Source organism: Rubrivivax gelatinosus (assembly GCF_016583785.1).
GTDB lineage: Bacteria > Pseudomonadota > Gammaproteobacteria > Burkholderiales > Burkholderiaceae_C > Rubrivivax > Rubrivivax gelatinosus_B.
Genome location: NZ_NRRU01000141.1, coordinates 1 through 10953 on the forward strand (window position 1 = coordinate 1; position 10953 = coordinate 10953).

Genomic DNA, 10953 nt, shown 5'->3' on the forward strand with positions numbered 1-10953 from the left:
CAGTTAAGCCAATCGAGTGTCCCATGCACCCCTGGCCGAGCAGGTCCTCCCGATGACGGAAAAGCGCAGTAACGGTGTGCAACCAAAACGGCATCGGTGGTGCCGGTTCGCCTGCGGCTCGTCCGCCCGAATGGTGGCTAAATCGTGCGAGAAGATGACGAGTTCCAGCCGGGACTGCGTCGATACGAACACCCAGTGCTTGCACACGCAGTCGATGGCCCAGAACAGGCCGGCAGCGAATGGAGGCGTCTCCCGCAGATCCAGGATGGCCGGCTGCCGGGCGCGGGAGCGGATGCTGTTGAAGTGATCGCGTGGCCGGCGCGGTGTGCACGACGATGCTGGCATCTTGTTCATCGTGCCGGCAAGGTGGGCGCGTGGGCATCGCGGTGTTCACGATGCCAGCACGGTTCGCCTTGGTCACCTTGCCGGACTCGGTGTTCATCAGGAACCGGAACGGGTGTTCACGAGTGGCCGGAATATGCGAGAGGTTCACCGGAGGTCGCGTCTGCTTTGCGGCGTCCAATCTTGCAAATCGATGGTCGGCTTCGGGTCGGCAGCGTCAGTTCGCCGCCGGAGACAGCAGTCGTTGACTGGACCGGGGCCGTGCCGGCAGATGCCGAGCTGCCATCGTCTGCAGTACCTCAGACACCGGTCACTGGCGCTGATGTGGGCGCGGAGCCTCAGCGACCCGAACATGGCCGCGACTACGAGTCGAGCGCCGACCGGCGACCGACCGCACCCGCTGCGGAGCGGCCGTTCAAACCGACGCAAGACCGCGCAGCCATGACTCGCAGTCGGTGCTCGCCGTGGACGAGCCCTATGACGGCTTCGGCGCCAGTGCCCCGGTGCACGTCGGTGCCTACTCGGTGCTGATCTTCGCGCTGGAGTAGCCGCGGGCCCCGCGGCGGCGCCCGCGTCCTATTCGCGGGCCCCGCCGCCGGCGACCAGCTGCTCGAGCGCGTCGAACTCGACCGGCTTGGTCAGATGCCGGTCGAAGCCCGCGTCATGGGCGCGACGCCGGTCCTCGTCGCTGCCCCAGCCGGTGAGCGCCACCAGCAGCGTGCCGCGCCGGCCGTCCCACTGCGCCGTCAGTTCCTGCGCAACCTCGTAGCCGTTGCGCCCGGGCAGGCCGATGTCCAGCAGGACGATGTGCGGCCGGAAGTCGCGCGCCGCCTCGAGCACGCCGTCGCCGTCGTGCAGCAGCCGGACCTCGTGGCCGGCGCCTATCAGCAGCGCGGCCAGCATCTCGGCGGCGTCGACGTTGTCGTCGATGACCAGGATGCGCCGCGCGTCGCTGCCGCTGGGGGCGGGCGCCGGCGGCCCGGCCGGCGCCAGCACCGGCTCGGGGGCCAGCGGCAGCCTCACCAGGAAGCTGCTGCCCTGGTCGCGGCCGGCGCTGGCGACCTGGACCGTTCCGCCGTGCAGCTCGACGAGCTGGCGCACCAGCGCCAGGCCTATGCCCAGGCCGGCACTGGAGCCCAGCTCGGTGCGGGCCTGGAAGAACAGATCGAAGATCTCCGACGCCAGCTCGTCCGGAACGCCGATGCCGTTGTCCGTGACCACGAGCCGTGCGAAGCCGTCGCCGTCCTCGGCCAGGTGCAGCTCGACGCGGCCGCCCGGCGGCGTGTAGCGCGCGGCATTGCTCAGCAGGTTGCACACGACCTGCACCATGCGGGCGTGGTCGGCGTGCACGCGGCAGGCCTGGGCGGGCAGGTCCAGCGTCAGCCGGTGGCCGGCGGTTTCGAGCAGCGCACGCGCCGCCTCCACGGCCGCGTGCACGACTTCGCGCAGGTCCACCGGCTCCAGCCGCAGCTCGAGCTTGCCGTTGCCTATCCTCGAGACATCGAGCAGGTCTTCGGTGAGGCGCACGATGTGCCGGATCTGCCGGTCCATGATGCCGAGGATGCGCTCGGACAGGTCGGCACCCGCGTGCCGCTGCAGCATCGCCACGCCGTTCTGGATCGTCGCCAGCGGGTTGCGCAGCTCGTGCGCCAGCATCGCGATGAAGCGGTTCTTGTTCTCGTCGGCCCGCGCCAGGTGGCGTTCGGCGCGTTTGCGTTCGGTGATGTCGATGACGAAGCCGACCAGCAGCCGCCCGTCGCCGCTGAGCCGCGCGCAGGCGACGAGCACCGGCACCCGGTGGCCGGCCGCGTGCAGGTACTCCTTCTCGTAGACCTGGGACACGCCGTCGCGGGCGACCTCGGCGATCGCCTCGCGGTCGGCCTCCAGGTGCTCGGGCGGCGTGACCTCGTCCCAGCGCAGCGCGCCCGCGTTCAGCTCGGCCTCGCTGCGGCCGATCAGGCGCAGGTAGGCGCTGTTGGCGGCCAGGATGCGCCCGCTCTCGTCGCCGCTGACCATGCCGATCGGGCTGGCCTCGAAGATGCGGCGCAGCCGGCCCTCGCTCTCGCGCAGCGCGGCCTGCACCTCGTGGCTGCGGGTGACGTCGCGGAAGAACACCGCCAGGCCGTCGCGCGACGGGTAGCAGTGGCACTCGATCCAGCGGTTCAGCGGCTCGGGGTAGAACGCCTCGAAGTGCACCGGCTGGCCGCTGCTCATCGCGCGCCGGTACTCGGCGCCGAAACGCGATGTCGCGGCGTGCGGGAACAGGTCCCACAGGCAGCCGCCCAGGATGTCCTCGCGGCGCAGCCTGAACATGCTCGCGCCTTGTTCGTTGAGATAGGTGTAGCGCCAGGCCGGGTCGAGGAAGGCGAAGCCGTCGGTGATGCTGCCCAGGATCTGGTTCAGCGAGTCGTTGGAGGCGGCCAGCTGCTGCTCGAGCCGCTTGCGCTCGGTGATGTCGCGCGAGATCCCGAGCAGGCCGGCGACCTCGCCGTCGCGGCGCCACGGCATCTTGCGCGACAGCCAGACGACGGGCCGGCCGTCGGGCCGCGGCACCACCTCCTCGATCTCCTCGGCGACGCCCGACTCCATGATGCGCCGGTCGTTGCGCATCACGGCCTCGGCCGCGGACGGGTCCTGCAGGAACTCGCGGTCGGTGCGGCCCAGCACCTCGTGTGCCGGCTTGCCGATCAGCGCCAGCGTCGCCGGGTTGGCCAGCAGCAGCCGGCCGTCCAGGCTCTTCGCGAAGATGACGTCGGGCGAAGCGTCGGAGACCGCGCGCAGCAGCGCGGCGCTGCGTGCGGCGTCCTCGACCGCCAGCCGCGACGGCTGGCGCTCGTCCTGCGGTCGCGCGCACTCGTTGGCGATCAGCAGCAGGCCCTCGACACCGCCGCCGTCGCCGAGCAGCGGCGTGACCGACAGGTCGATCGTCGTGAGCGTCGGCACGCCGGCGCGCGGCACGTCCCAGGGCAGGCCTTCGTGCGCCTGCGCCTCGCCGCCGAAGCCGGAACGGATCAAGGGTTCGAACAGCCGCGGCTGCGGGCTGCCCGCCGTGTCCAGGGGCTGCCCGAAACACGCCGGGTGCAGGTCGCCGCACAGCGGGACGTAGGCGTCGTTGTAGACCAGCAGGCGCCGCGGGCCCAGCACCAGCGCCATCGGCTGGCGGCTGCGCCACATCAGTGCGAGCACGCCGGTGACCTCGCCGCCCCAGGGCGGCGTCGGCCGGTCCGGATCGGCCGACGCCACCAGAGCGGCGAACAGCTGCCGGGTGCCGGGCTGGCCCGCGGCAGGGGCGTAACTCGGTAACGGGTCACACATGCGGCGAACTCTCACGGCTGACGAAACGCGGGGAGCCTAACGCAAGGGCGCGCGGTGGCTCGCCACCCGCGGGCCTGCGGCCGCCCATCGGATTCGGGGGGTGGCGGGGCGCGAGGACCGGCGTTTGCCATGCGCAGCGATCCGGCCGGCTCGAGCCCGGCCACGCCCTGTGCCGCCACGAGGAGATACGAGTGCCCAATCGCCGCAAGACCACCCGCGCGACCCCGACCGACAGCGGGCCGGCCGGCTCGCCGACCGCAGCCAATGCCGACGGCATCAGCCAGAAGGCCGCCGACACCCAGGCGCTGGCCGCGTCCATCCCCTTCAACACCACCAAGCCACAGGAGCACGGCCTGCAGAACGCGCTCGCCCCGGGCGAGGGCGACACGGTGGTCGCGCCGTCGCGGCTGCCGAGCGGCAGCACGCTCACCGAGATCAACGGCAACGACAAGGCCGGCAGCGTCGCCGTCGAGGGGCTCAACGCGAGCATCGACACGCTGGACCGCGTGCGCGTCGACTCCGCCGGCCGGCCGCTGACCACCAACCAGGGCACGCTGATCTCGGACAACCAGAACTCGCTCAAGGACGGGCTGCGCGGGCCGGTGCTGCTGGAAGACTTCGTGCTGCGCGAGAAGATCACGCACTTCGACCACGAGCGCATTCCGGAGCGCATCGTGCACGCCCGCGGGTCGGCCGCCCACGGCTTCTTCGAGTGTTACGACGCGCTGAGCGACATCACCGCGGCAGCGCCGTTCCAGGCCGCCGGCAAGGTCACGCCGGTCTTCGTGCGCTTCTCGACCGTCGCCGGCGAGCGTGGCTCCAAGGACACCGCGCGCGACGTGCGCGGCTTCGCGGTCAAGTTCTATACGGACCAGGGCAACTGGGACCTGGTGGGCAACAACATGCCGGTGTTCTTCATCCAGGACGCGATGAAGTTCCCCGACCTGATCCACGCCGTCAAGCCCGAACCGCACCACGGCATGCCGCAGGCCGCCAGCGCGCACGACACCTTCTGGGACTTCGTGTCGCTGATGCCCGAGTCGACGCACATGCTGATGTGGCAGATGTCGGACCGCGCCATCCCGCGCAGCTACCGCACGATGCAGGGTTTCGGCGTGCACACCTTCCGCCTGGTGAACGCGGCGGGCGAGTCGGTGTTCTGCAAGTTCCACTGGAACCCGACCGCGGGCACGCACTCGCTGGTCTGGGACGAGGCGGTCAAGATCTCCGGCGCCGACCCCGACTTCCACCGCCGCGACCTGTGGGAGGCCATCGAGGCCGGCGCCTATCCCGAGTGGGAGCTGTGCCTGCAGGTGTTCACCGAGGACGAGGCCGAGCGCTTCAGCTTCGACATCCTCGACGCCACCAAGATCATCCCCGAGGAACTGGTGCCGCTGCGGCCGGTGGGCCGGATGGTGCTCAACCGCAACCCCGACAACTTCTTCGCCGAGACCGAGCAGGTGGCGTTCTGCACCAGCAACGTCGTGCCCGGCATCGACTTCTCGAACGACCCGCTGCTGGCCGGGCGCATCCACTCCTACGTCGACACGCAGCTGAGCCGGCTGGGCGGCCCCAACTTCCACGAGCTCCCGATCAACGCGCCGCTGGCCCAGGTGCACAACAACCAGCGCGACGGCATGCACCGCCAGGCCATCCCGCGCGGCCGTGTCGCCTACGAACCCAACTCGCTCGGCGGCGGCTGCCCCTTCCAGGCCGGTGCCGCGCACGGTTTCGTCAGCGTGCCCGCACGCCTGCGCGCACGCGAGGAGCAGGCCAAGGTGCGCGGCAAGCCCGAGGCCTTTGCCGACCACTACACCCAGGCCACGCTGTTCTACGACAGCCAGTCGCCGGCCGAGCAGGCGCACATCGCCGCGGCCTTCCGCTTCGAGCTGAGCAAGGTGACGGTGCCGGCGGTGCGCGAGCGCGTGGTGGCTTCGCTGCGCAACGCCAGCGAATCGCTGGCCCGGCAACTGGCCACCGAACTGGGCATGCCGTCGCTGCCCGACGCGCTGCCCAAGGCGCTGGAGCAGCCCGCGGAGCCTGAAGTCAGGCTGTCGCCGGCGCTGTCGCTGCTGGCGCGGCCGGGTGATGGTGCGGTCACGGCGCGCAAGGTCGCCGTGCTCGTCGCCGCCGGCGTCAACTGGGCGCCGCTGGCCGGCGTGCGCGACCGGCTGACGCAGGCCGGTGCCGTCGTGCGCCTGGTCGCGCCGTTCATCGGCTTGCTGCGCAGCGCCGAGGGCACCGAGCTCGATGCCGAGGCCTCGCTCGAGAACGAGCCCGGTTTCCTGTTCGACGCCATCGTGCTGCCCGACGGGCAGGACGGCGTGGACGCGCTGGCCGCCAACGCGCACACGATGGACTTCGTGCGCGACACCTACCGCCATGGCAAGCCGCTGCTGGTCTTCGGTGCCGGCACCGGGCTGCTGGCCGCGGCGGGTGTGCCGCAGCAGCCCGGGCAGGACCCGGCGCTGGTGATCGTGCAGGACGACGCGCCCGGCGCGGTCGCGGCCTTCATGCAGGCGCTCGGGGCGCCGCGCCGTTTCGAGCGCGAAACCGATCCGCCGCAGGTGTGACACGCCGCCCGGCGCCCAGCGGCATCGCGCTTGCCGAGAGCGCGCAACCCAACTGAGTTCCAGGAGGCCGTGCTCTACCCGGCGATGGCGCTGGCGGGCGAGAAGGGCGACGCGACGACCGCCTACACCGAGCAGAGCGCGGCCAAGATGCAGACGGCCGAACTCGACGAGCTCGAGCCGATGACGCAGGACTACCTGGACAAGCTCGAGCACATCCGCGGCGCCGTGGCTCACCACGTGTTCGAGGAAGAAAGCGCGCGGACCCGGCTCAATAGCCCCCGGATCCGCCGACCCCGGTCTTCTTGCCGGGACCGAGATAGTCGAACTCCCACTGCACCTCGATCGGCTCCCACCAGGTGCCGACGCCGGTCTGACGGCCGACCTGGCGGCGCACCTGGTCCGGCGGCGGCGGCTCGATGCGGAAACTCGCGCGGTAGCGGCCGTAGCCGTTGAAGCGCACGTTGGCGCCGTAGTTCGGGCCGTAGGAGGCCATCGTCGGCGGCAGCACGCCCTCGCGGCTCCAGCGCCCGTCGGCCGACTGCAGCCGGTAGTGCACCGTCAGGTAGGGCACCCACGAGAACTTGATGAAGCCCTGCTTGTTCGAGCGCTGGGCGTGGATGTTGAGCTGCAGATAGGCGTCGGCGGCGCTCGGGTCCGGGCTGTCGGGCAGCACCTCCAGCGGGTGCAGGTACTCGGCCTGTATCGTCATGCCGTGGCGCCAGAGTTCGTCGCCCAGCGCCACCTGCACCGCTTCGGCCGGCAGCGCCAGCACCGCCAGCGCGATCAGCGGCCAGCGGAATCGGCGCGCCGCCGCGCCGGTGTTTCGTGTGTCCATCATCGTTTCCATCCCCTGCGGCCAGTGGCCGCTCACAGACCGAAGATCGCTGCCCACCAGGACAGCCCGACCGCGCCGATGCCGGCCATCGACGGCAGCAGCGGCCGCCAACGCGCCGCGGCCGGCACGCCCTGCAAGGCCAGGATGCGGTTGCCCAGGTGCAGGCTCCACAGCACCGCGAGCCCGAACAGCGCCTGTTTCGCGTGCCCGGGTGCGGCCTCGCCCAGCGCCTGCAGCGGCTCGAACAGCCGCGAGCCCAGGCCGATAACCAGCGACACCAGCGCCACCGGCATCGTCAGATAACCCAGCTCGACAAAACGCGAGCGCAGCGTGCCGTCGGCGCCGGCCTGGCCGGCGAGCCAGGCGCTGATGGCGGTGGCCAGCGCCAGCATCGCGGCGGTGGCCGCGGCCCAGAACAGCATGTAGCCGGCGATCATGCCGACGTCGAGCCAGCTGAAGACCTCGCCGCGCTGCGGGTGCGAGCTGCCGATCCAGGCCGGCGCCGCGTTGCCGATCCAGCTCCAGCCCAGCGCCAGCAGCGCCCGGCCGACGTCGCCTCGCAGTTCCTGATACGACGGCAGCATCAGCCACAGGAAGCCGCCGAGCGCGGTGCCGGTGGCGAGGAAGAAGAACCAGACCTCGGTGGCGTCGGGCGCGTGTTCGCGGATGCGCTCGACCTCCAGGCCGGGCCGGCGCAGCCGCAGCCGCTCGCCGCCCTGGCTTTGCGGGTGCACGCAGCGGAAGCACTCGATGCAGTGGCGCGAGGCCTGCTTGCGTGCGATGTCGATCATCGTCGGGCACAGCCCGATCTCGGCGTAACGCTCGCCGCCCGGCACCGGCCGCTTGGGCTCGAACTGCACCGCGCCCAGGCGCGAGAACACGCCCAGCAGCAGCCCGATCGGGCAGGCGTGGCGGCACCACGGGCGTTTGCCGCGTGCCCAGATCGCGCCGAACAGCACCGCCAGCGCCATCGTGCCGCCGAAGACGATCAGCACCGCCTCGGGGTGCTCGCGCACGCCCAGCGTCTGGCCCAGGATGGTGACGACGATGAAGCTCACCACCGGCACGCCCGACCAGCGCAGCCAGCGCGGCACCGGCCGCTGCAGCCCGACGCGGCTGGCCCATTCGGAGGCCGCGCCCATGGGGCACAGCAGCCCGCACCAGCTGCGCCCGGTCAGCACCACCGACAGCAGCACCAGCGGGAACCACAGCCCCCACATCGCGTAGTTGGCGGCCAGCGCCAGGTGCGTCGTGACGCCGTCGTCCAGCGTCGGCTCCGGCAGCCACGGCGGCAGGAAGACCAGCACGACGAAGACCAGGCACATCGCCGCCTGCAGCCAGACGAAACGTTCGCGCTGGTGGACGAAGAAGGCTTCGATGCGGCCGACCCGCGGCTGCGCCTCGGCGACGGCGATCGGCACGACACGGCGAGAACTGCTCATGATGTCAAAGTGTGTTTAGTGAGAACCATTCGCATTGACAAGACACAAGTTCGCACCGGCGTGCCGGGTTCATCGTGTCGTCCCGGCGCGCTGCCGGCACCGCGCGGTGCCGGCACGTCGCCCCGACCGACCGACATGCCGACCGAGCCTGCTCCATGGATGACCTCGAACGAAGCCTCCGCGAACCCGAACTCGCCGCACGCGGCCTGCGGCTGACCCAGCCGCGCATGCGCATCATCGAAATCTTTCGCGAGAGCCCGCTGCGCCATCTGAGCGCCGAGGACGTGCACCGGCGCATCCTCGAACTCGGCCTGGACATCGGCCTGCCGACGGTCTACCGCGTGCTCGGCCAGTTCGAGCAGGCGCAGATCCTGGTGCGCAGCCAGCTCGAGGGCACGCGCGCGATCTACGAGCTCAACCAGGGCGAGCACCACGACCACATGGTCTGCGTGCGCTGCGGCCGGGTCGAGGAGTTCTCCGACGCCCAGATCGAGCGCCGGCAGGAACTGGTCGCGCGCCAGCGCGGCTTCGAGCTGACTCACCACCGGCTCGCGCTGTTCGGCCTGTGCGCCGACTGCACGACGGCCGAGCGCGACGACGAGCCGCGCGCGCCTGACGCCCACTGAAGCCGGCGGCTTCATGCCGCCGCCCCGGCCGGCCCGCGCCGCTGGCGCCAGGCGGTCCAGCCGCACAGGCCCAGCACCGCGGCCAGCAGCAGCGCCTGCGTGCCCACGCCTTCCAGGCTCGGGTACAGCCCGAGCCAGCCCACTGTCGGCAGCGCCTGCGTCTGCGTCGTCGGCAGCCAGCCGGCGAGCTGCAGCTCGAGCACGCCCTGGCCGGCAAAGCTCAGCGCCAGCCCCAGCAGCAGCAGCGCCGAGACGCTGAAGAAGGCGGTGAACGGCAGCTTCAGCCCCAGCCGCGTCATGCCCCAGGCCAGCGCCGCCAGCAGCGCCAGCGCCAGCGCCGCGCCGGCCCACAGCGCCGCGTCCTGCCCCGGCTGGGCGCGCGCCAGCGCCTGGTAGAACAGCAGCGTCTCGGCGCCTTCGCGGAACACGGCGAGAAAGGCGACCAGCGCCGTCATCCACGGCGTCGCGTCGTGCGCGCCCGCAGCCAGGCGCGCCCGCAGCCAGGCGTTCCAGCGTTCGGCGTCGCGCCGCGCCCAGAGCCAGGCCGCCACCTGCGCCATCAGCAGCGCCGCCGCCAGCACCACCGCACCTTCGACCACGCCGCGCCAGCGTCCGGCGGCGTCCAGCAGCACGCCCAGCACCCAGGCGAGCGCGGCGCTGGCCAGCGCCGCGGCGCCGACACCGCCCCAGAGCCAGCCCATGCGGTCGTGCTGGCCGGTGCGGCGCAGGAAGGCGGCCAGCGCGCCGACGACGAGCAGCGCCTCGGCGCCTTCGCGCAGCAGGATCAGCGCCGACTGGGCGAAGGCCGCGCGCGCGCCGCCTGCGCCGGCTTCGGCCAGCAGCGGGCGCTGCGCCGCCAGCTCGGCGCGCAGACCGTGCCAGCCCGCGTCCAGCTCCTGCGAGCTGCGCCGCTCCAGCGCCAGCTGGATGACGTGGGCGAAACCGAGTTCGATGCGCTGCATCGCGGCGCGGTCGCGCGCACCCAGCACCAGCTCCAGCCCGCGGGCCTCGAACACGTCGAAGTACAGGCGCGAGAACTCGGCCGCGGTGGCTTCGGCGCCGGCGTCGCCGCCGCCGCGGTAGCCGGCCGCCGCGGCATCGCCGGCGGCGATCAGGTCGTCGACGGCGGCGGCGCCGTCCTGGGCCTGCGCTGGCGGCGTGCAGGTCAGGCACAGCGTCAGCACGATGCCGACCACCCAGGGCCAGCGCGCGAGTGCGGCCGCGAAGCGGCGCAGGAAGCGGAGATGTTCGGGTTTCATGTCCTTGTCCAGTGCTTCAGCAGCGGGAGCCGGATGTCGTGCCGCCGGCCTCGAAGACCAGCGGCCGGAACGCCGCCAGCCGGCGCGCCAGCCGCAGCTGCGCCGCGGCGTCCGGCGGCGCGGCCGCATAACGTGCGGCCAGCCACTCGTCGACGAGTGCTGCCGCCGGCGCTGCCCACGGCGCCGGCAACGCCGCCAGCCGCGCACGCAGCGCCGAAGGGCACTCGCTGTTGCGGCTTTCGACCCCGGCCGCCGCGAGCCGGGCGCGGAACGCGGCCCAGGCCTGCAGCAGCGGGTCGCTGCCACGGCCGTCGCGCCAGCGCCGCCAGCCCCAGGCTGCTGCGGCCACCAGCGCCAGCGCCGCGCCCAGGCGCAGCGCCAGCACCAGCCAGCCGCTGCCGCCTTGCGCGCCGGCCTCGACCAGCTGGCGCCGGCGCGTCGCGTCGTAGTGCAGCACCCAGCTGTCCAGCGCCGCCAGCCAGCGCTGCCACGCGGATGGCGCCGCCTCCGCCGCCGCTGGCGCTGCGGCCGAGGCGGCCAGACCCGGGCGCGCGGCAGCCG

At 72.2% G+C, this 10953-nt stretch carries 8 protein-coding genes; 2 read left to right on the top strand and 6 right to left on the bottom strand.

Annotation, left to right across the window (positions count from 1 at the left end; all coding sequences use genetic code 11):
* Together CKO43_RS23470 and CKO43_RS23475 are read right to left on the bottom strand one after the other, a co-directional pair.
* Positions 1 to 493 (bottom strand): hypothetical protein (locus tag CKO43_RS23470; protein ID WP_207185203.1); only part of this gene is annotated, 493 nt, incomplete at its 3' end.
* Between the two features lie 425 nt (positions 494 to 918).
* Complete coding sequence (locus CKO43_RS23475; protein WP_200380157.1) at positions 919 to 3657, bottom strand: hybrid sensor histidine kinase/response regulator; 2739 nt, start codon at positions 3655 to 3657, stop codon at positions 919 to 921.
* A gap of 191 nt (positions 3658 to 3848) precedes the next feature.
* Here CKO43_RS23475 and CKO43_RS23480 point away from each other — a divergent pair, with 191 nt between their 5' ends.
* Entirely contained in the window at positions 3849 to 6230 is a 2382-nt protein-coding gene (locus CKO43_RS23480) for a catalase (protein ID WP_346728388.1), read from the top strand.
* 268 nt (positions 6231 to 6498) lie between these two features.
* Here the strand turns inward: CKO43_RS23480 and CKO43_RS23485 are convergent, their stop codons facing one another.
* Both CKO43_RS23485 and CKO43_RS23490 read right to left on the bottom strand, forming a co-directional pair.
* Positions 6499 to 7065, bottom strand: a complete 567-nt coding sequence (locus tag CKO43_RS23485; protein WP_200232134.1) for an iron transporter — start codon at positions 7063 to 7065, stop codon at positions 6499 to 6501.
* A gap of 32 nt (positions 7066 to 7097) precedes the next feature.
* A complete protein-coding gene (locus tag CKO43_RS23490; protein WP_200380158.1) occupies positions 7098 to 8507 on the bottom strand; it encodes a 4Fe-4S binding protein in 1410 nt (469 codons plus the stop codon).
* 155 nt (positions 8508 to 8662) lie between these two features.
* Between CKO43_RS23490 and fur the strand changes: the two genes are divergently transcribed.
* Positions 8663 to 9133 carry a ferric iron uptake transcriptional regulator gene (fur, locus tag CKO43_RS23495; protein WP_200380159.1) on the top strand — a complete coding sequence of 157 codons (471 nt, stop codon included), beginning with the start codon at positions 8663 to 8665 and terminating at the stop codon, positions 9131 to 9133.
* Positions 9134 to 9144: 11 nt separating this feature from the next.
* On the opposite strand, the gene CKO43_RS23500 is transcribed toward fur, so the two are convergent.
* Entirely contained in the window at positions 9145 to 10392 is a 1248-nt protein-coding gene (locus CKO43_RS23500; protein ID WP_200380160.1) for an FTR1 family protein, read from the bottom strand.
* A 16-nt stretch (positions 10393 to 10408) separates the two neighbouring features.
* Positions 10409 to 10953 (bottom strand): hypothetical protein (locus CKO43_RS23505; protein ID WP_431191974.1); only part of this gene is annotated, 545 nt, incomplete at its 5' end.

Bases quoted from the DNA above. Each gene is read 5' to 3' on its own strand.
- fur (WP_200380159.1), top strand. From the start codon at position 8,663: ATGGATGACCTCGAACGAAGCCTCCGCGAACCCGAACTCGCCGCACGC.
- CKO43_RS23500 (WP_200380160.1), bottom strand. From the start codon at position 10,392: ATGAAACCCGAACATCTCCGCTTCCTGCGCCGCTTCGCGGCCGCACTC.
- CKO43_RS23490 (WP_200380158.1), bottom strand. From the start codon at position 8,507: ATGAGCAGTTCTCGCCGTGTCGTGCCGATCGCCGTCGCCGAGGCGCAG.
- CKO43_RS23475 (WP_200380157.1), bottom strand. From the start codon at position 3,657: ATGTGTGACCCGTTACCGAGTTACGCCCCTGCCGCGGGCCAGCCCGGC.
- CKO43_RS23485 (WP_200232134.1), bottom strand. From the start codon at position 7,065: ATGGACACACGAAACACCGGCGCGGCGGCGCGCCGATTCCGCTGGCCG.